Below are 20,389 nucleotides of genomic sequence, written 5' to 3'. Positions count from 1 at the left end.
GGGCCAAATACCCGCAGCCTTCTGCGCCGGAATTTTGATGCCCCGTCAATTTGCTACGGGGTATTTGACTGATGCTGGTAATAAAATACGGCGACCTGTGTCCGGTCCCGGAGGTTTAATTTATCCAGGATATCGCTGAGATAATTCCGAACGGTCCCTTCACTGAGGAATAATTCTGACGCAATCTCTTTGTTGCTCAGGCCGTCCGCAACGAGACGGATGATCTCCAGCTCCCGCGCGCTGATCTGTGCGGCGGCATAATCAAAGTATTCTGCTTTGCGGAACAGGCCGGGAAGTTTGGAAACGACTTCGCAGCCGAACACGGTCTGCCCGGATGCCACGGCGCTGAGAGCAGGGAGGAGACTGGTGTAATCCTGCTTTAAAAGATACCCTTTTGCGCCTGCCTGCAGTGCTTTTACAATATATTCATCGTCAGAAAAGGTGGTAAGCAAAAGGATTTTTGCGTCAGGAAATTCTTTTCGTATTTCGGCGGTGGCCTCTAAGCCGTTCATGGATTTCATCCGGATGTCCATCAGGAGGATGTCCGGGAGGTGCTCCCGATACAGCTTCACAGCGTCGGTTCCGTCCGTGCCGGTGGCGGATACCGTGATTTCCCCCCCCCTGCCTCCAGAATGGTCTTTAAGGAGCTGGATACAAGACAGTCGTCATCCACGATCACAAGCTTCATGATTATAAATCCTCCTTCTTTGGAATCGTAATAAAAATTCGGAATCCGGAATCTGCCGAGATCTGCAGATTTCCGTTCAGCGCCTGGATGCGCTCCTGGATGTTGGTCAGGCCGATCCCGCTCTGGCTGCTTCCGGCCTTCAGGCATCCGGGGGCGATCCGGGTTCCGTTGTCCTCCACACAGAGCTGATAGAGGGCAGGATGCTCCTGGAGGGTGATTCGGACCTGGCTGGCATTGCTGTGCCTGATCACGTTGGAAAGGGCTTCCTTTGTGATGCTGATCAGGCAGTATTTGATTTCCCGGGGAACCAGAAGGCTCATGTCGTAGTGTATGAGAACCGGGCAGAAGGTAAAACCGTGGGCCAGGCCGCGGATCGTATCCTCCAGATTCACGGAATCATCGTGCAGGTCGTGTACGCTGCTGCGGATGCTGTCCATGGCGGAATTGAGGGAATCGTCCAGATGATCCAGCATGGGGTGCAGCTCCGTCTGACGGTTCACCGCCCTGGCGGCGCCCAGCAGCAGGATGGAACGGGACAGGACATGGCCCACATTGTCGTGGATCTCCCTTGCGATCCGGTTTCGCTCCCGGAGGGTCGCGGTATAGATCTCGTAGTCCTGCTTTTCTATAAGAGCCTTGTTCTTTTCTGTCAGGAGGAGCTGATTCTCCCGGCTGTCGTCCTGACTCTGCCTGTACTGCAAGCTGAGCCGTTCATACTGTGCCGTATGGATTTGTAAAAGGGCGGCCAGAAGGAAACCGAAAATGCCCATCCCCAAAGGAAGCATGACATCGTCCATCGAGCAGGCCAGGTGGTACAAAAAAAGCGGGCAGATGCAGGACAGGCAGAGCCAGCGGCGTTCACGCAGAAACAGATAGGACAGGACCGGATAAAAACAGAAAAAAGGAGGAAACAGCAGGGAGGCAGAAAGAAAAAGGATTCCCAATCCCAGGCGCAGCAGGGGGGAGTCCAGAAAAAAACAGGCGCAGCAGACAATCAGGGCGCATAAAAAAGACAGCACGAACAAGGGATTCGCGGGAAAGTATAGTATGGAAGCCATACAGTATAATAGTAATAATCCGGTGTCATGAAAATAGCGCATCATTCTTCCGCCGACGAGGCGGCTCCTTTTATGTTAGTCAGTATCCTGCTGCCTGCTATGCTCCTATTATAATACAAAACAGGGGATCAGGCAAAGAAAAAATGAAGGGATTGCCGGCAGTCACTAAATCATATGTTACTTTATTGGCCGGACGTAACAATCATATGACATCTGTCATATGGAAATGGTGACAATGCACACTTCTGTCCGGGTGGAGGACAGAGTATACTGATTACATGGAAACAAAAAGTGAGAAACAGCTCCCGGTTCAGAGCGCCGTGAGCCAATGAGATATTAGGAGGATGTGAAGCTATGGTAGAGATCAAAAACCTTGTGAAACGTTACGGGGACCTTTTGGCCCTCGACCACCTGAACCTGCAGGTAAGGGAGGGGGAGGTATTCGGCCTGCTGGGGCCAAACGGCTCAGGCAAGACCACGGCCATCAACTGTATGCTGGCGCTTTTGAAGTATGACAGGGGAACAATCCGTATCTTCGGGGAAGAGATGACGCCGGAGAGCTATCATATAAAACAGCAGATCGGGATCGTCCTTCAGAACGTGGCGGTGTTCGACGAGCTGACGGTCTACGAAAATATTGATTACTTCTGCGGACTCTACATAAAAGAGAAGCAGCGCCGCAGGGAACTGGTGGAGGAGGCCGTCGTATTCGCAGGGCTGGAGGACTACCGGAAGGTACGGCCCCGCAAATTATCCGGGGGACTTCTCAGGCGGCTGAACATTGCCTGCGGAATCGCCCATAAGCCCAGGCTGATCATCATGGATGAGCCTACGGTGGCGGTAGATCCTCAGAGCAGGAATAAGATCCTGGAGGGAATCCAGGAGCTGAACCGGCAGGGCTCCACCATCATCTATACCTCCCACTACATGGAAGAAGTGGAGCAGATCTGTACCCGGATCGCCATCCTGGATCATGGAAGGAGTATTGCCGTAGGGACAAAGGAAGAACTGAAAATGATGATCAAGACCGGGGAGACCGTGACCATCGAGGCGGTGGCCCTGACAGAGGAACAGCTCCATGCCATTGAGGAGCTGCCCCATGTATTCGCCGTGGATTATGAGAGACAGCTCCTGACCGTGCGCTGCACCAGGGCAAAGCACAACCTGATCCGCATACTCAACTATCTGCAGGAGCAGGAAATCCTGTTCGGCAGGGTATTTTCCGAGCTTCCCACGCTCAACGACGTATTTTTGGAGATCACAGGGAAGCAGCTTCGGGATTAGGAGGGGAAAAATATGCTGCATTTAATGAAATATCATCTGATTGTGAAAATCAAGTGTATGGATGTCGTTTTCTGGCCGCTGGTTTTCCCGCTGATCCTGGCCACATTGTTCTATGTTGCCTTCGGAAACATCGAAGAGGCAGATTTTGAAACCGTGCAGACCATCGTTGTGGAGGAAGCGGACGCTGACCCTGTATTTCTGGAATTTCTGGAAGCCATGGAACAGGGCGAGGGCCGGTTTGTGGAAATCCGGAAGATGTCTGAAGAAAAGGCCCGCCGGGCGCTGGATGAGAAACAGGCGTCGGGAATCTATTTCGTAGGGGAGACGCCCACCCTGACCGTGGCCGGCAGCGGGATTTCCGAGAGTATCCTGCAGTCCATCCTGGAAAGCTACCAGAACGGAAAACAGACGTTTCAGTTTGTGGCCGAAAAGCATCCGGAGGGGATGCAGAAGGCTATGGAGCAGATCGGGGACTATGAGGCGCTGGTGGAGCAGGTTACCTTGGGAGGCAGGACCACCAACGACAATGCACAGCTCTTCTATGCCCTCATCGCGATGGCCTGCCTGTACGGGGCATTTATCGGGATGGACGCGGTATTTACGATTCAGGCAAACCTGACGACGCTGGCCGCCAGACGGTGCGTGACACCTACTCACAAATTGAAGCTGATCCTGTCGGAAATGCTGTCCTGTTTTCTTCTGCATTATCTGAATGTATTGATTTTACTGGCATATCTGCGGTTTGTGCTCAAACAGGAGTTTTACGGACAGATGCCCCGGATGCTTTTGGTTACCCTGATCGGCAGTATGATCGGCGTGTCCATGGGTATTTCCGTCGGAAGCTTTGGAAAGATGAAAGAAGGGGTAAAGGTGGGCATCCTGCTGGCTATTTCCATGACCGGCAGCTTCCTGGCCGGCCTGATGAGCGCGGATATGAAGTACCTGGTGGACCAAAATGCGCCGCTTGTGAACAGGATCAACCCGGCTGCAGTGATCACGGACGCGCTTTACTGTATCAACGTATATGACGATCCGGTGCGGTTTGGCAGATGCCTTGCCACTCTGGTCGTGACATGTGCAGTCCTGACGTTGGCATCATTTTTACTGATCAGGAGGGAACGTTATGACAGTATATAAAGGATATATGAAGATCATGAAACGGAATTTGGGGATGGTATTCCTCTATATTGTGATTTTTGTAGGGTTCACCATGCTGTTCCAGAAGCTTGCAGGCGGGGACGCAGCAGGAGGCTACCAGGCCCGAAGCGTGAGAATCGCCTTCATTGACGAGGACAAAGGCAGCCTGGCGCAGGGCCTCAAAGCATACCTGGAGCAGTTCCATGAGGTGACTGTGATGAAACAGGACAAAGCCCGTCTGCAGGAAGCGCTGTTTTACCGGGACGTGGAATATATCGTATGGATTCCGGAGGATTTTTTTGAAAATTGTATTGTGGGAGAAGAATCACTTTCCGTCACCCAGGTGCCCGGTTCCTATACCGCGTTCTACGTGGATCAGCAGATCAGCAGCTACCTGAATGATGCCAGGGTCTGCCATGCCGCCGGATTTACCCAGGAAGAGACAGCAGAGTCTCTGAAACAGCTAAAGCCGGCCGAAGTGGAGGTCCTGGATAACGGCAGGGCATCGGGGGAGACGTCCACTTACGGGTATTATTTCCGATATATCCCCTACCTGTTTTTGTCGGTGGTCTGCTATGGGATGGGGTATGTGATCTCCGCCTTCCACAAAGGGGATCTGCCCAAACGGATGTGCGCCTGTGCCGTTTCCGGGCGGAGACAGAACATGGAAGGGCTTTTAGCGGCTGCCACGTTTGGGATCTGCCTGTGGGCGCTGAGTATTGCAGGGGCGTTTTTCTGGTACCGGGAGATCCTTTCAGAACGCGGCGGAGTGGGATATTTCTTTCTGAATACCCTGCTGATGATGCTGGTCGCTCTGACCATTTCCTATCTGGTGGGCATGTTCGTGCACGGGAAAAATTCGGCCAATGTGCTGAACGGAATCGTTACCGTCCTGTCCATGGGGATGTGCTTTCTGTGCGGGGTATATGTGCCTCTGGAACTGCTGAACCGGAGTGTAAAGACGGTGTCCCAGTTTCTGCCGGTGTACTGGTATGAGGTGGTCAATGATTACATCGTGGAATTTGGAAATGTGACAGGGGAAGCAAAACAGGCCGTGCTCCAGGGGCTGGGGATGCAGTTGGCGTTTGTCGCGGCGCTGGTGTGCCTGACCCTGGCGATATCAAAATGGAAGAGGGGCCACTTTTCTTCTTGATTTTTGGATGGATGTTTAGTAGAATGTATAACAGCAATGCAAGGAGGGATGGATATGTCCGAGATGACAAGGGTTGCCCTGGATGCCATGGGCGGCGACAACGCGCCGGGGGAGATGATCAAAGGCGCGGTAGAAGCCGTGCAGAAGCGGAAGGATATCAAGGTTCTGCTGACAGGCCGGGAAGAGGTTCTGCGGCAGGGATTATCCGCATACACATACCCCAGGGAGCAGATTGAGATCGTAAATGCGTCCGAAGTGATCGAGACCGCGGAGCCGCCGGTGGCAGCGATCCGCAGCAAGAAGGACTCCTCGATCGTAGTGGCTTTGAAGCTGGTGAAGCGGGGGGAGGCAGACGCCTTTGTGTCTGCAGGCAATTCCGGCGCGGTGCTGGCGGGAGGCCAGATTCTGGTGGGGAAGATCAAGGGAGTGGAGCGTGCTCCGCTTGCGCCTCTGATTCCCACGGCAAAGGGCGCTGCGCTGCTGATCGACTGCGGAGCCAATGTGGACGCAAGACCCTCCCATCTGGTTCAGTTTGCGCAGATGGGTTCGATCTATATGGAGCATATCGTCGGCAGGAAGAATCCGAAGGTAGGGATCGTGAACATCGGCGCGGAGGAAGAAAAAGGAAACGCACTGGTCAAAGAGACTTTTCCGCTCCTCAAGGCATGCAGAAATATCAATTTTGTAGGAAGCGTGGAGGCAAGAGATATACCCTCCGGCGCAGTGGATGTCGTAGTATGCGAGGCATTTGTGGGAAATGTGATCCTGAAGCTGTACGAAGGCGTGGGCGGCACATTGATCCGCAAGGTCAAGGACGGTATGATGACCTCCCTGCGTTCGAAAGTGGGGGCACTCCTTGTAAAGCCGGCATTGAAGGCCACTTTGAAGGACTTTGATGCCAGCGAGTACGGCGGGGCGCCGCTTCTGGGGCTGAAGGGCCTGGTAGTGAAGACCCATGGCAATTCGACTTCCACAGAAGTATGCACATCCATTATTCAGTGCGTGACCTTCCGGGAACAGCAGATCAGCGGTAAGATCCAGGAGGCCATCCAGGCAGCCGGCGAGTAACAGCGGCAGTCTGCAGAGAAAGCGCGGCTGCACCGGGCAGACAAAGGAGATCTGGATATGGAAAAGATAAGAAAGGAAAAGGATGATTATGGAATTTGAAAAATTGCAGGAAATTATTGCAGATGTTATGAATGTTACGAAGGACGATGTACAGCCGGAGACAAAGTTTGTGGAGGACCTGTCAGCCGATTCGCTGGATATCCTTCAGATCATCACAGAGCTTGAAGAGGCATTTGACATCGAGATCGACAACGAAGATGCCGACAAGATTGTAACAGTGCAGGATGCGGTTGATCAGATCAAAAAGGTTGTGGAGTAGTCATCGAAGCGTGAGAAAGCCCTTTGCGGGCTTTTTCGTTGTTCAGAGAAAGGGAACGGATGAAGGACAAATTAAAAGAACTGGAAAAAAAGATCGGCTATGAATTTCGGGATTTCTCTCTGCTGCGCAGGGCCATGATGCACAGTTCCTACACCAATGAAAAGCATCTGCCGAAGTTCCAGTGCAACGAACGGCTGGAGTTTCTTGGGGATGCGGTGCTGGAGCTGGTATCCAGTGAGTTCCTGTTTCTGGAGAATCCCAAGATATCCGAAGGGGAACTGACGAAGACCAGGGCAAGCATGGTGTGCGAGCCGTCGCTGGCGTTCTGCGCCCGTGATCTTCAGCTGGGAGAATACCTGCTCCTGGGAAAAGGCGAGGAGGCTACCGGCGGGAGAGGAAGGGATTCCATCACGTCGGATTCCATGGAGGCATTGATCGGGGCGATCTATCTGGACGGTGGTTTTACTAATGCGAAAGAGTTTATCCACAGATTTATCCTGTCGGATTTAGAACACAAAAAGCTCTTTTTTGATAGCAAGACCATTTTGCAGGAGATCGTCCAGGCGGATATGGGAGAAAGCATCACCTACCGCCTGGTGGGAGAAGAAGGGCCCGACCACAACAAAGCATTCCGGGTGGAAGTACGCATTGGGGAAACCTGCTGCGGCGCGGGAAAGGGACGCACGAAAAAAGCCGCGGAGCAGGAGGCGGCTTACCAGGCTATATTAAAGCTGAAGGACGGACGGGGAGACAGCCAATTTGCCGGGCAGACCGGTGACAATTGAAGCAGGGGTGGAACATGTATTTAAAAAGCATTGAGGTACAAGGATTCAAATCTTTTGCAAATCGGATCCGGTTTGATTTCCACGAGGGGATCACGGGGATCGTGGGGCCTAACGGAAGCGGGAAAAGTAATGTGGCGGACGCCGTCAGATGGGTGCTGGGGGAGCAGCGTGTGAAGCAGCTTCGGGGCGGCACCATGCAGGACGTGATCTTTTCGGGGACGGAAAACAGGCGGGCCCTCAGCTATGCGTCTGTGGCGATCACGCTGAACAATGCGGACCACCGGCTTCCGGTGGAATACGAGGAAGTCACCGTGACGAGAAAATTATACCGTTCCGGTGAAAGTGAATATCTGCTCAACGGAACGTCATGCCGCCTCAAGGATATCAACGAGATGTTCTATGATACCGGAATCGGCAAGGAAGGCTATTCCATCATCGGGCAGGGGCAGATCGACCGGATCTTGAGCGGCAAGCCGGAGGAGAGAAGGGAGCTCTTCGACGAGGCGGCGGGGATCGTAAAATTCAAACGGCGCAAGAACCTGTCCTTAAAGAAGCTGGAGGAGGAGCGGCAGAACCTGCTTCGTGTCAGCGACATCCTGTCCGAGCTGGAAAAACAGATCGGGCCGCTGTCCAGGCAGTCCGAGGTGGCCAGGGAATATTTGAAAAAAAAGGAAGAATTAAAGACCTTTGACATCAACATGTTTCTGCTGGAGACAGAGCGGATCAAGGAACAGACCCAGGAGATCGAAGGGCAGCTTCAGATCGCGGAGGACGAGCTGGGTGAGGCGAAAACCCGCTATGAAGAGATGAAGGCCGAGTATGACGCCATTGAGGAAGAGGTGGACGCCATTGATTTTTCGATTGAGAAGGCCAAAAGCCAGCTCAACGAGACCACCCTGTTAAAGCAGCAGCTGGAAGGCCAGATCAATGTCTTAAAGGAGCAGATCAACACGGTTCGGATGAACGACGAGCACTATGACAACCGTCTCCATACCATCCGCATCGAGATTGAGGCCAGGCAGGGCCAGATGAAGGAACTCTCCAGGGAACAGGAGGAAGTCCGGGGCAGGCTGCTGGAGGTGGCCAGACAGGATCAGGAGGCGAAGGAAGCCCTGGTTGCGGTGCAGAGCCGGATTGCCGGACAGACGGCGGAGGTGGAGTCCAGCAAGCAGGAGATCATGGAGCTTCTGGACAACCGTGCCTCTACCCGGGCCAAGATTCAGCATTACGATACCACCCAGGAACAGATCCGGGTCCGCAAGGCAGAGCTGGACAGGCTCCTTTTGGAGACGCTGGGAGAGGGCGAAAAACAGCAGCAGGTCATGGCCGCCTATGAAGCGGAGCTTGCAGGGGTCAGGAAGGAGATCGCGGAATTTTCCGGGCAGATCCAGGATACGGAGCAGAAGATCGAGACGTATCAGACAGAGCTCAACGAGAAGCAGGAAAAGCTGCGTCTCGGCCAGACCGCCTACCACAGGGAATCTTCCCGGCTGGAATCTCTGAAAAATATTACCGAGCGCTACGACGGCTATGGGAACAGCATCCGCAAGGTGATGGCAAACCGGGACAAAGAGCCGGGGCTCCTTGGGGTTGTGGCGGATATCATCCAGGCGGAAAAGGAATATGAGATTGCCATTGAGACCGCCTTAGGCGGCAGTATCCAGAACGTGGTGACGGATACGGAGGAAACGGCCAAGAGGATGATCCAGTTTCTAAAGAGCAATAAATTCGGCCGCGCCACATTTCTTCCCCTCACCAGCATGCATGGGAATGCCGGCATCCGGGATGAGAAGGCGCTGCAGGAGAAGGGGGTAATCGGCCTGGCAAATACGCTGGTCCATGTGGAGAAGCGTTTTCAGGGTCTGGCAGACCAGCTTCTGGGCAGGACCATCGTGGTGGACCACATCGACACCGGGATCGCCATCGCCAGAAAGTACCGCCAGTCCTTACGTCTCGTGACGCTGGAAGGAGATCTGATCAATCCCGGCGGGGCCATGACCGGAGGGGCGTTCAAAAATTCCAGCAACCTGTTAAGCCGGCGGCGGGAGATCCAGGAGTTTGAAGAGACGGTCGCCATGCTCAAGCGGGATATGGACCAGATGGAGCGGGAGGTCAACGAGATCAAGCAGAACCGGGGCGCCTGCTACAACGAGATCGACCGGATCCAGCACCGGCTCAGCAAGGCGTCCATTGCGGAAAATACGGTCAAGATGAATATGGAGCAGGTTCAGGGCAAGCGAAAGGAGCTTTCAGAGCGCCGCAGGACGTATCAGGCGGAGCAGGAGACTCTGGAAGCGCGTCTTGGGGAGATCCGGGACAATGAGGAATCCATCCAGTTGGAGCTGGAGACGTCTAAAAACCTGGAGCAGGAACTGAATGAGAAGATCGAACGGCTTCAGAGGACACTGGAGGCGGACAAGGAGCAGGAGGGCGTACAGCTTAAAAAATCCGAGGAAGTGCATCTCTCCTACGCAAGCCTGGAGCAGCAGAATGTATTTATCCTGGAGAATATCAGCAGAATTGAAGAGGAAACGGCAAAATTCGAGGAAGAGTTAAAAGAGGTAGACATCAGCAAGGGAAACGCGTCCGGGGAAATCCAGGAGAAGGAAGAGAAGATCCGGGAGCTGACCGAGACCATCGAAAATTCCGGGGAACTGTTTGCCGAGATCCAGGCGGAGATCAAAAGCCAGGTGGCAAAGCGGGACGAGCTGAATCAGAAGCACAAGACCTTTTTGGGAAAACGGGAGGACTTGTCAAAGCATATGTCCGAGCTGGACAAGGAGTGCTTCCGTCTGAACAGCCGGAAGGAATCCTATGACGAGGCTGCGGAGAAACACATCAATTACATGTGGGAGGAATACGAGCTGACGCTGCGCCGGGCCAGGGAGCTGCGCAACCCGAACCTGACAGACCTGGGATATATGAAGCGGCAGATTCAGAACCTGAAAGCCGAGATCAAGAAGCTGGGCAACGTCAATGTCAACGCAATTGAAGAATTTAAAGAGGTTTCGGAGCGCTATGAATTTCTCAAAGGCCAGCACGACGATCTGGCAGAGGCGGAGGAAACGCTGATCAAGATCATCGAAGAGCTGGACATTGCCATGCGAAAGCAGTTCCAGGAGCAGTTCGCGCTGATCTCCACGGAATTTGACCAGGTATTTAAGCAGTTGTTCGGCGGAGGAAAGGGCACCCTGGAGCTGATGGAGGATGAGGATATCCTGGAGGCAGGCATTCGGATCATCGCCCAGCCGCCGGGAAAGAAGCTGCAGAATATGATGCAGCTCTCCGGTGGGGAAAAGGCGCTGACAGCCATCTCCCTGCTGTTCGCGATCCAGAACTTGAAGCCGTCGCCTTTTTGCCTGCTGGACGAGATTGAGGCGGCTCTGGACGACAGCAACGTGGGGCGGTTTGCCCAGTATCTCCACAAGCTGACGGAGAATACCCAGTTTATCGTGATCACCCACCGAAGAGGGACTATGACGGCGGCGGACCGCCTGTATGGGATCACCATGCAGGAAAAGGGCGTGTCCACGCTGGTGTCGGTGGATCTTCTGGAGGATGAATTGGATAAATAGCATTGTTTTAAGCGGCTAAAAGCCGGATATTATATTTAGGAAGAATCAGATTAAAAAATGATACGGGTATTGCCCGCATTTAAAATCTGCTTCGCAGATGGCGGGCAAGCAGGCAATCAATTTGCTGTGCAAATTGGTTACAAGATGGAGGTATATGCGATGGGAGAAGAGAAACAGGGTTTTTTTAAGCGGCTGGTGTCCGGCCTTACGAAAACCAGGGACAATATCGTGTCCGGGATGGACAGCATTTTCCACGGTTTTTCAAAGATCGACGATGATTTTTACGAGGAGCTGGAAGAGACGCTGATCATGGGCGACCTGGGAGTCCGGACGACGGAAGAGATCATAGAAGATCTGAAGGCCAAGGTCAGGGAGAGACACATCAAGGAACCGATGGAATGCCGGCAGCTTCTGATCGACAGCATCAAGGAGCAGATGGACGTGGGCGAGACGGCCTATGAATTTGAGGACCGGAAGTCCGTGGTGTTTGTGATCGGCGTCAACGGCGTGGGAAAGACCACCACTATCGGGAAGCTGGCGGGGAAGTTCCGGGCGGAGCGCAAAAAGGTGGTTCTGGCGGCGGCGGATACCTTCCGCGCGGCAGCAGGCGAGCAGCTAAAGGAATGGGCGAACCGCGCCCAGGTGGATATGATCGGCGGCCAGGAAGGGGCGGACCCTGCTTCGGTGGTATTTGACGCGGTGGCTGCCGCGAAGGCCAGAAAGGCGGATATCCTGCTGTGCGATACGGCGGGGCGGCTGCACAATAAGAAGAACCTGATGGAAGAGCTGAAAAAGATCTACCGGGTCATTGAGCGGGAGTACCCGGAAGCCTATCATGAGACACTGGTGGTACTGGACGCGACCACAGGGCAGAATGCCCTTGCTCAGGCAAAAGAATTTAACGAAGTGGCGGACATTACGGGCGTGATCCTGACCAAGATGGACGGAACCGCAAAAGGCGGAATCGCCGTGGCAATCCAGGCGGAGCTGGGCATTCCGGTGAAATATATCGGCGTGGGAGAGTCCATTGACGACCTGCAGAAATTTGACGCGGATGAATTTGTGAACGCTTTGTTCTACAAGGAGGAGCAGAAAGAGACGGAAGATTAAGCGGAAAAGAAAGGAGAATGCCAGAATGATGACATTGGAAAAATTTGAAGACGCCACGGAAGTGGTGAAGCGGGTCACCAGTTCCACCAAGCTGGTATACAGCGATTATCTGAGCGAGCAGACCGGCGGACGGGTGTTCTTAAAGCCGGAAAATATGCAGCACACCGGGGCTTACAAGCTGCGGGGAGCCTACTACAAGATCAGCACGCTGACTGAGGAGGAGCGGAGCCGGGGGCTGATCACCGCCTCCGCCGGAAACCATGCCCAGGGTGTGGCCTATGCGGCCAATGCGTTTGGCTGTAAGGCTACGATTGTCATGCCGACGGTGACGCCGCTGATCAAGGTGAACCGGACCAAGAGCTACGGCGCGGAAGTGATCCTGTACGGGGATGTGTACGACGATGCCTGTGAGTATGCTACAAAACTGGCCGAGGAAAAAGGGTATACCTTCGTTCACCCCTTCGACGACCTGGACGTGGCAACCGGACAGGGCACCATTGCCATGGAGATTGTGCAGGAATTGCCGACGGTAGACTATATCCTTGTCCCGGTGGGCGGCGGCGGGCTGATCAGCGGGGTGTCCACGCTGGCCAAAATGCTGAATCCGAAGATCAAGGTGGTGGGTGTGGAGCCCATCGAAGCGGCCAGCATGAGCGCGGCGTTAGAAGCCGGGGAAGTGGTGGAACTGGAAACAGCCAACACGATCGCCGACGGTACTGCCGTAAAGGCCGTGGGAAAGAATGTATTCCCCTATGTGAAAGAAAATGTGGACGATATGCTCCTGGTGGAGGACGACGAGCTGATCGGGGCATTTCTGGATATGGTGGAGAACCACAAGATGGTGGTGGAAAACTCCGGCCTCTTGTCCGTGGCCGCATTGAAGCAGCTGGACTGCAGGGGGAAAAAAGTGGTCTGTGTCTTAAGCGGAGGCAATATGGACGTGATCACCATGTCCTCCATCGTACAGCACGGGCTGATCCAGAGAGACCGGATCTTTTCCGTATCCGTCCTGCTTCCGGACAAGCCGGGCGAGCTGGTGCGGGTGGCCGCCACCATCGCGGAGGAACAGGGCAACGTGATCAAGCTGGAGCACAACCAGTTTGTCAGCACCAACCGGAATGCGGCGGTGGAACTGCGCATCACCATGGAGGCATTCGGGACGGAGCATAAGCACCGGATTCTGGAGGCGCTGGAGAGAAAAGGGTTCCGGCCGAAGCATATCAGTGCGAAGCTGTATTGACAGGATACAAGCGCATAGCGGAAATGTACCCAAAAATAAACAAAAATCCGTATCCTTTCTATAGACTTTTACAAATTTTGGGGATATAATAAACTCACATGTGAAAATTAAAAAATTTTACAATGTACTAATTAAGGAGGAGCAAACAATGGCAAGAAAAATGAAGACCATGGATGGTAATCAGGCCGCAGCTCATGTTTCCTACGCGTATACTGAGGTTGCAGCGATCTACCCCATCACCCCATCATCTGTTATGCCCGAGCATGTTGACGAGTGGGCAACCGAGGGAAGAGAGAATATCTTCGGACAGACCGTACAGGTGACAGAGATGCAGTCCGAGGCAGGTGCAGCCGGGGCTGTACACGGTTCCTTATCCGCAGGAGCATTGACTACAACATTTACAGCATCACAGGGATTACTTCTGATGATTCCTAACTTATATAAAGTAGCAGGCGAGCAGCTGCCAGGCGTGTTCAACGTATCCGCCCGTGCGATCGCGAGCCACGCGCTCTCCATCTTCGGAGATCATTCCGACGTATATGCATGCCGCCAGACAGGCGCGGCTATGCTCTGTGAATCCAGCGTACAGGAAGTAATGGACTTGACAGCGGTTGCTCATTGCGCAGCTCTTGAAGGCAAGATTCCGTTTATCAACTTCTTCGACGGATTCAGAACTTCCCACGAGATCCAGAAAATCGAAACCTGGGATTACGAAGACTTAAAAGACCTGGTAAATATGGACGCAATCGACGAGTTCCGTGCTCATGCGCTGAACCCGAACCACCCATGCCAGAGAGGTTCCGCTCAGAACCCGGATATCTTCTTCCAGGCAAGAGAAGCATGCAATCCATACTATGATGCCCTTCCGGGAATCGTTCAGGATTATATGGACAAGGTGAACGCGAAGATCGGTACAGATTATAAGCTGTTCAACTACTATGGTGCGCCGGACGCAGAGCGCGTGATCGTTGCAATGGGTTCCGTATGCGACACCATTGAGGAGACCATTGACTATCTGCTTGCGGCAGGCGAGAAGGTGGGTGTCGTAAAGGTACGTCTTTACAGACCGTTCTCCGCACAGGCACTGATTGATGCGATTCCGGATTCCGTGAAGACCATCTCCGTCCTTGACAGGACAAAAGAGCCGGGCGCTCTGGGCGAGCCTCTGTACCTGGATGTTGTTGCGGCATTGAAGGGCACGAAGTTCGACGCGGTTCCGGTACTTTCCGGACGTTACGGACTGGGTTCAAAGGATACCACACCGGCACAGATCGTAGCCGTATTGAAGAATACAGAGAAGAAGCTGTTCACCATCGGTATCGAAGACGATGTGACCAACCTGTCTCTGGATGCAGGCGCTCCGCTGGTTACCACACCGGAAGGAACCATCAACTGCAAGTTCTGGGGACTGGGCGCAGACGGTACGGTTGGAGCGAACAAGAACTCCATCAAGATCATCGGCGACAACACGGATATGTATGCACAGGCGTACTTTGATTATGATTCCAAGAAGTCAGGCGGCGTGACCATGTCCCACCTGCGTTTTGGTAAATCCCCGATCAAGTCCACCTACCTGATCCGTCAGGCGAACTTTGTTGCATGCCACAATCCGTCTTATATTGACAAGTACAACATGGTACAGGAGCTGGTAGACGGCGGTACCTTCCTTCTGAACTGCCCATGGGACGCAGAAGGACTGGACAAGCATCTTCCGGGACAGGTGAAGGCATTTATCGCAAACCACGGCATCAAGTTCTATACCATCGACGGTATCAAGATCGGTAAGGAGATCGGACTCGGCGGACGTATCAATACCGTGCTGCAGTCTGCATTCTTCAAGCTGGCAGCGATCATTCCGGAAGAGGAAGCCATCGACCTGATGAAGAAGGCTGCAAAGGCGACCTACGGAAGAAAGGGCGACAAGATCGTTCAGATGAACTATGACGCCATCGACGCAGGCGCGAAGCAGGTTGTAGAAGTAACAGTTCCGGACAGCTGGAAGGACGCTGCTGACGAAGGTCTGACCGTTCCGCATGTAAGCGAAGACGGAAGAAAAGACGTGGTTGATTTTGTAAAGAATATCCAGGCGAAGGTGAATGCACAGGAAGGAAATTCCCTCCCGGTATCCGCGTTCAAGGATTATGTAGACGGCTCTACCCCGTCAGGTTCCTCCGCATACGAGAAGCGCGGTATCGCGGTAGATATCCCGATCTGGAAGCCGGAGAACTGTATCCAGTGTAACCGCTGTGCATACGTATGTCCGCACGCTGTTATCCGTCCGGTGGCACTGACAGAGGAAGAGGCTGCAAAGGTTCCGGAAGGACAGGCTGTACTGCCTATGACCGGTATGCCGGAGATGAAGTTTGCCATCACCGTATCCGGCCTTGACTGTACGGGATGCGGTTCCTGTGCGAATGTATGTCCGGGCAAGAAGGGCGAGAAGGCTCTGGTTATGGAAAACATGGAAGCAAATGTGGAGACCGTACAGAAGGGCTTCGACTTTGGTATAGAGATTCCTGTAAAACCGGAAGTAGTTGCGAAGTTCAAACCGGCTACTGTAAAGGGAAGCCAGTTCAAACAGCCATTGCTTGAATTCTCAGGCGCATGTGCAGGCTGCGGCGAGACACCTTACGCAAAACTGATCACACAGCTGTTCGGTGACAGAATGTATATTGCAAATGCAACAGGATGTTCCTCCATCTGGGGCAACTCTTCACCGTCTACACCATATACCGTAGACGCCAACGGAAGAGGACCCGCATGGTCCAACTCCCTGTTCGAGGATAACGCAGAGTTCGGTTACGGTATGCTGCTCGCTCAGAATACCATCAGAGACCGTCTGAAAGTAAAAGTGGAGAAGCTGGCGGAAAGCGGAGACAACGCTGACGTGAAGGCTGCTGCAAAGGAATATCTGGATACCTTCAACATTGGAGCGGAAAACGGCGCTGCAACAGACAAGCTGGTGGCTGCTCTGGAAGCATGTGACTGCGGATGTGCTGAGAGGGCAGAACTGCTCAAGGAAAAGGATTTCCTTGCAAAGAAATCCCAGTGGGTATTCGGCGGTGACGGATGGGCTTACGATATCGGATTCGGCGGTGTTGACCACGTGCTTGCAAGCGGAAAAGACATCAACGTGATGGTATTTGATACTGAAGTTTACTCCAACACAGGCGGACAGTCCTCCAAGGCGACTAAGACCGGTGCAACCGCGCAGTTCGCTGCAGGCGGAAAAGAAACCAAGAAGAAAGACCTGGCAGGCATCGCTATGAGCTATGGCTATGTATACGTAGCACAGATCGCCATGGGTGCGGACTTCAACCAGACTGTCAAGGCAATCTCCGAGGCAGAGGCTTATCCGGGACCGTCACTGATCATTGCTTATGCTCCGTGTATCAACCATGGTATCAAGAAGGGCATGAGCAAGGCTCAGACAGAGGAACAGCTTGCGGTAGAGTGCGGATACTGGAACAACTTCCGGTACAATCCGGCTGCGGAAGGCAACAAGTTCACTCTGGACAGCAAGGAGCCAAAGGGTGAAGAATACCAGGCATTCCTTGACGGAGAGGTTCGTTACAACGCATTGAAGAGAGCAAATCCGGAGAAGGCTGCAAAACTCTTCGCACAGAATGAGAAGGAAGCTATGGAAAGATATGCTTATCTGAAGAAGCTGGTAACGCTCTACGGAGAAGACTAAGACAGAGTTGAGAAGAGATAAAAGAGGGGAACCTGAAGGACAGGTTCTAAAGTGTGAACAGTAAATATGAATAAAAAAGATCCCGGCATCCGGTAAATGATGGATGCCGGGATCTTTTTTATTCATATTTACTGTTCATACCCTTTGGGTGCTCCAGTAACTTATACCATCGTATGCAGAAAAGCTGTATGTAATCCGAATTGACAATGTGTACGCTTTTGGTTACAATTGAAGCGGAAAGGTTTCGAGAAGCAATGAAAAATGGCGCAAGAATCTTTTAACAGCAAAATATAGATACGGAGGAAGCAGAACATGAAAACAGAATCGTACAAAATCTGGGAACCGGGAGAATATTCCTATGACCATGCCTTTGGATTTGTGCCGAATATCACCTCCTATATCCATGAGGATGATGTAAAACGGCCATGTATCCTGGTCGTGCCAGGAGGGGCCTACTGCGTGGTCTCACCGTCAGAGGGGGAGCTGGTGGCGCGGAAATTCTATGAGAAAGGGTATCAGACCTTTGTGCTGACGTATACCGTCAATTTTCTCCAGTCGGTTCCGTTAAAGCTTCAGCCACTGAAGGATATCTCACGGGCAGTCCGCTATATCCGAAAGAATGAGGATGCATTTGGCGTGATCGGGGATGAGCTGACCGTCTGCGGATTTTCTGCAGGAGGGCATCTCTGCGGCAGCCTGTGTGTACATTATGAGGACATCCAGGACGATTCGGCTGAATACAGCGGTATATCAAATCGGCCGGATTCTGCGTTCCTGAATTACCCGGTGATCACCTCCGGGGAAAAGGCACATAAAGGTTCCTTTATTGCACTGCTGGGAGAGGACGCGTCTCCAGACGAACTGGAATACATGTCTCTGGAAAAGCAGGTGACGGAAAATACACCGCCCTGTTTTTTGTGGGCCACTGCAACGGATGAGACAGTGCCGGTGGAGAACAGTGAGATGTATGTCAGGGCATGCCGGGAAAACGGAGTTCCCTGCGCGTTCCATATGTTCACCAGAGGAATACACGGGCTGTCCCTGGCAGATGAGGACTGGGCCAACGGAGTGCATATGAGCCCGTATACGGAGGAACAGCTGGTCTGTGTGATGCGGAAGGTGAAGTCCGGGGAAGTTACCGTACCGGAAAGGGTTCAGGCGGAATGGGAAGAACAGGAAAAGCGGCATGCGGAAAGGGTGCCGGCGCCGGAACCTGAGGTGACTGTCTGGCCGGAGCTGGCAGATGCCTTTTTGAAAAATCTGAAAAAGTAAATTATAGAGGGGAGAAGGACGCATGAAAGCATGGGTGCTGCATGATATCAATGATTTCAGATTGGATAATATAGAGGAACCGGTCCTTCATGACGGCGAAGTGCTGGTTGAGGTGAAAGCGGCCGGAATCTGTGGTTCTGACATCCCCAGGGTCTACCAGAACGGCACGTATTCCTTTCCGCTGATCCCGGGACATGAATTTTCCGGAGTTGTGGCAAAAGCGGGAAAAGCAGTAGATCCCGGATGGATCGGGAAGCGTGTGGGGATTTTCCCGCTGATTCCATGCAGAGCCTGCGGACCCTGCCGGAAGGAGCAGTATGAGATGTGCAGGCATTACAGCTATCTGGGCTCCCGCACAGACGGCGGTTTTGCGGAATATGCCGCAGTTCCGGCGGAGAATCTGATCATACTGCCAGATAACGTGACGTTTGCAGAGGCCGCCATGCTGGAACCCATGGCAGTAGCGGTCCATGCCATGAGGCGGGCCGCGCCGGATCCGGCAGATATCGTAGCAGTATGCGGGCTTGGTACGATCGGGCTTCTGTTGATCATGTTCCTGCAGGAGGCAGGAGTGAAAAATATCCTGGCCATCGGCAACAAAGGTTTCCAAAAACAGATGCTGGAGAAGCTGGGACTGCCCGGCGACGCCTGGTGCGACAGCAGAGAACAGAACCCGGGCCAATGGCTGAGAGAACGGACAGAGGGCGCCGGGGCGGACGTATTTTTCGAATGCGTAGGAAAAAATGAGACTTTGACATGGGCCGTTGATCACACCGCACCGGGGGGCAGAGTGATGCTGGTGGGAAATCCGTTTTCCGATATGAATCTGGAAAAAGCCGTATACTGGAAGATCCTGAGAAATCAGCTGACAGTGACCGGCACGTGGAATTCGTCGTTTTCATTTCCGGAAACAGAGCCCTCGATTCGAATGGCGGAGAGGATGGAAGATGCATCCCTGACAAAACAGAGGCTTTCAAAACAGGGAGTTTCGGATGAAGAGAGGCGGTATATCCAGGATGCAGGCGAAAACTGCCCGCCGGATGACTGGCAGTACGTGCTGGAACGCCTGGCCCAAAAAAGGGTCAGCCCTTCCTGTCTGATCACCCACAGATTCCCAATGGATGAGTTGGAGCAGGGATTCCATATCATGCGGGATAAAACCGAAGACTATATTAAAATTATGGGGATTGCAGGAAAATAAACAATTCCCTACTTGATTAATCTCTGCGGACATGTTACAATGTCATCAATTTCCAGGAGGGAGTAATCGGCATAGTATATGCAGTATGATCGACATAATGGAGCCAAGAAGCGCTCCCGGTGATACTTGAAACGATGAGACTCATGGACAGCTTTGTACATATGATAGCTGCCCGTGAGTCTTAATTTTGTGGTAAAGAAATATCTTCGAATGATAGAGAGAAAGGAAGAGGAAAAATGGGAATTTTTGAACTTTTTGTACTGGCTGTGGGACTTTCAATGGATGCATTTGCGGTATCGGTCTGTAAAGGGCTGTCGCTGGGAAAGATCGGCAGGAAGCACATGTTCATAGCAGGGGCCTGGTTTGGGGGCTTTCAGGCGCTGATGCCGCTGATCGGATACTATCTGGGGAAATTTTTTACCGACGCGATCACAGAGTATGACCACTGGATCGCATTCATACTTCTGCTGATCATCGGAGGGAAGATGGTGAAAGAATCCTTTGGGGGAGAAGAGCAGATTGATGATTCCATGTCCGTCCAGTCCATGCTCCTGCTTGCCGTCGCGACAAGCATCGATGCGCTTGCCGTGGGGGTGACGCTTGCGTTTCTGAAAGTATCCATCATCCCGGCCGTGAGCTTTATCGGGGTGGTCACCTTTGTCTGTTCAGCCATCGGAGTGAAGATCGGAAGTATATTCGGGACAAAATACAGGGCCAGGGCGGAACTGCTGGGCGGCGTGATCCTGATTCTGATCGGGGCCAAGATCCTGCTGGAAGGGCTGGGGATTTTATAAAAAAATGCAGG

14 protein-coding genes and 1 pseudogene are annotated in these 20,389 nt (G+C 53.0%); 13 read left to right on the top strand and 2 right to left on the bottom strand.

The annotated features are described in order from the left end of the window. Positions 1 to 53: 53 nt before the first annotated feature. Positions 54 to 688 (bottom strand): annotated as a pseudogene (locus EBB54_RS11855) (response regulator). A 2-nt stretch (positions 689 to 690) separates the two neighbouring features. Continuing rightward, the gene (locus tag EBB54_RS11850) at positions 691 to 1,746 is read right to left on the bottom strand and encodes a sensor histidine kinase (RefSeq protein WP_243127632.1); all 1,056 of its coding nucleotides are present in this window, start codon (positions 1,744 to 1,746) and stop codon (positions 691 to 693) included. Positions 1,747 to 2,100: 354 nt separating this feature from the next. Between EBB54_RS11850 and EBB54_RS11845 the strand changes: the two genes are divergently transcribed. From EBB54_RS11845 to EBB54_RS11785, 13 genes are all read left to right on the top strand, one after another. After that, the gene (locus EBB54_RS11845; protein WP_125127575.1) at positions 2,101 to 3,030 is read left to right on the top strand and encodes an ABC transporter ATP-binding protein; all 930 of its coding nucleotides are present in this window, start codon (positions 2,101 to 2,103) and stop codon (positions 3,028 to 3,030) included. Positions 3,031 to 3,042: 12 nt separating this feature from the next. Further along, complete coding sequence (locus EBB54_RS11840) at positions 3,043 to 4,167, top strand: ABC transporter permease (RefSeq protein ID WP_125127574.1); 1,125 nt, start codon at positions 3,043 to 3,045, stop codon at positions 4,165 to 4,167. Then, positions 4,154 to 5,320, top strand: a complete 1,167-nt coding sequence (locus EBB54_RS11835) for an ABC transporter permease (protein ID WP_125127573.1) — start codon at positions 4,154 to 4,156, stop codon at positions 5,318 to 5,320. Before EBB54_RS11840 ends, EBB54_RS11835 begins: the two co-directional genes overlap by 14 nt. Before the next feature lie 54 nt (positions 5,321 to 5,374). Further along, positions 5,375 to 6,388: a phosphate acyltransferase PlsX gene (plsX, locus tag EBB54_RS11830; protein WP_125127572.1), complete on the top strand. Its 1,014-nt coding sequence runs from the start codon at positions 5,375 to 5,377 to the stop codon at positions 6,386 to 6,388. Between the two features lie 88 nt (positions 6,389 to 6,476). Next, complete coding sequence (gene acpP / locus EBB54_RS11825; RefSeq protein ID WP_044984316.1) at positions 6,477 to 6,707, top strand: acyl carrier protein; 231 nt, start codon at positions 6,477 to 6,479, stop codon at positions 6,705 to 6,707. Between the two features lie 59 nt (positions 6,708 to 6,766). Then, positions 6,767 to 7,492 (top strand): ribonuclease III, encoded by a 726-nt coding sequence (gene rnc, locus EBB54_RS11820; RefSeq protein ID WP_125127571.1) that lies wholly within the window; start codon positions 6,767 to 6,769, stop codon positions 7,490 to 7,492. Positions 7,493 to 7,506: 14 nt separating this feature from the next. Further along, positions 7,507 to 11,067 (top strand): chromosome segregation protein SMC, encoded by a 3,561-nt coding sequence (gene smc, locus EBB54_RS11815; protein WP_125127570.1) that lies wholly within the window; start codon positions 7,507 to 7,509, stop codon positions 11,065 to 11,067. Positions 11,068 to 11,226: 159 nt separating this feature from the next. Further along, on the top strand, positions 11,227 to 12,177 hold the full coding sequence (gene ftsY / locus EBB54_RS11810; RefSeq protein WP_004080955.1) for a signal recognition particle-docking protein FtsY: 951 nt from the start codon (positions 11,227 to 11,229) through the stop codon (positions 12,175 to 12,177). 25 nt (positions 12,178 to 12,202) lie between these two features. Continuing rightward, positions 12,203 to 13,417 carry a threonine ammonia-lyase gene (gene ilvA / locus EBB54_RS11805; protein WP_004080953.1) on the top strand — a complete coding sequence of 405 codons (1,215 nt, stop codon included), beginning with the start codon at positions 12,203 to 12,205 and terminating at the stop codon, positions 13,415 to 13,417. A 148-nt stretch (positions 13,418 to 13,565) separates the two neighbouring features. Continuing rightward, positions 13,566 to 17,111, top strand: a complete 3,546-nt coding sequence (nifJ, locus tag EBB54_RS11800) for a pyruvate:ferredoxin (flavodoxin) oxidoreductase (RefSeq protein WP_125127569.1) — start codon at positions 13,566 to 13,568, stop codon at positions 17,109 to 17,111. 312 nt (positions 17,112 to 17,423) lie between these two features. Next, positions 17,424 to 18,383, top strand: a complete 960-nt coding sequence (locus EBB54_RS11795; RefSeq protein WP_125127568.1) for an alpha/beta hydrolase — start codon at positions 17,424 to 17,426, stop codon at positions 18,381 to 18,383. Between the two features lie 22 nt (positions 18,384 to 18,405). Next, complete coding sequence (locus tag EBB54_RS11790; protein WP_125127567.1) at positions 18,406 to 19,584, top strand: galactitol-1-phosphate 5-dehydrogenase; 1,179 nt, start codon at positions 18,406 to 18,408, stop codon at positions 19,582 to 19,584. Positions 19,585 to 19,820: 236 nt separating this feature from the next. Beyond that, on the top strand, positions 19,821 to 20,378 hold the full coding sequence (locus EBB54_RS11785) for a manganese efflux pump MntP (RefSeq protein WP_125127566.1): 558 nt from the start codon (positions 19,821 to 19,823) through the stop codon (positions 20,376 to 20,378). The last annotated feature ends 11 nt before the right edge of the window (positions 20,379 to 20,389 follow it).

Origin of the sequence: Schaedlerella arabinosiphila (assembly GCF_003885045.1) — a bacterium.
Classification (GTDB): domain Bacteria; phylum Bacillota; class Clostridia; order Lachnospirales; family Lachnospiraceae; genus Schaedlerella; species Schaedlerella arabinosiphila.
This window is presented reverse-complemented; position numbering and strand designations above follow the sequence as displayed.

Bases quoted from the DNA above. Each gene is read 5' to 3' on its own strand.
- EBB54_RS11850 (WP_243127632.1), bottom strand. From the start codon at position 1,746: ATGGCTTCCATACTATACTTTCCCGCGAATCCCTTGTTCGTGCTGTCT.
- EBB54_RS11845 (WP_125127575.1), top strand. From the start codon at position 2,101: ATGGTAGAGATCAAAAACCTTGTGAAACGTTACGGGGACCTTTTGGCC.
- EBB54_RS11840 (WP_125127574.1), top strand. From the start codon at position 3,043: ATGCTGCATTTAATGAAATATCATCTGATTGTGAAAATCAAGTGTATG.
- EBB54_RS11835 (WP_125127573.1), top strand. From the start codon at position 4,154: ATGACAGTATATAAAGGATATATGAAGATCATGAAACGGAATTTGGGG.
- plsX (WP_125127572.1), top strand. From the start codon at position 5,375: ATGTCCGAGATGACAAGGGTTGCCCTGGATGCCATGGGCGGCGACAAC.
- acpP (WP_044984316.1), top strand. From the start codon at position 6,477: ATGGAATTTGAAAAATTGCAGGAAATTATTGCAGATGTTATGAATGTT.
- rnc (WP_125127571.1), top strand. From the start codon at position 6,767: ATGAAGGACAAATTAAAAGAACTGGAAAAAAAGATCGGCTATGAATTT.
- smc (WP_125127570.1), top strand. From the start codon at position 7,507: ATGTATTTAAAAAGCATTGAGGTACAAGGATTCAAATCTTTTGCAAAT.
- ftsY (WP_004080955.1), top strand. From the start codon at position 11,227: ATGGGAGAAGAGAAACAGGGTTTTTTTAAGCGGCTGGTGTCCGGCCTT.
- ilvA (WP_004080953.1), top strand. From the start codon at position 12,203: ATGATGACATTGGAAAAATTTGAAGACGCCACGGAAGTGGTGAAGCGG.
- nifJ (WP_125127569.1), top strand. From the start codon at position 13,566: ATGGCAAGAAAAATGAAGACCATGGATGGTAATCAGGCCGCAGCTCAT.
- EBB54_RS11795 (WP_125127568.1), top strand. From the start codon at position 17,424: ATGAAAACAGAATCGTACAAAATCTGGGAACCGGGAGAATATTCCTAT.
- EBB54_RS11790 (WP_125127567.1), top strand. From the start codon at position 18,406: ATGAAAGCATGGGTGCTGCATGATATCAATGATTTCAGATTGGATAAT.
- EBB54_RS11785 (WP_125127566.1), top strand. From the start codon at position 19,821: ATGGGAATTTTTGAACTTTTTGTACTGGCTGTGGGACTTTCAATGGAT.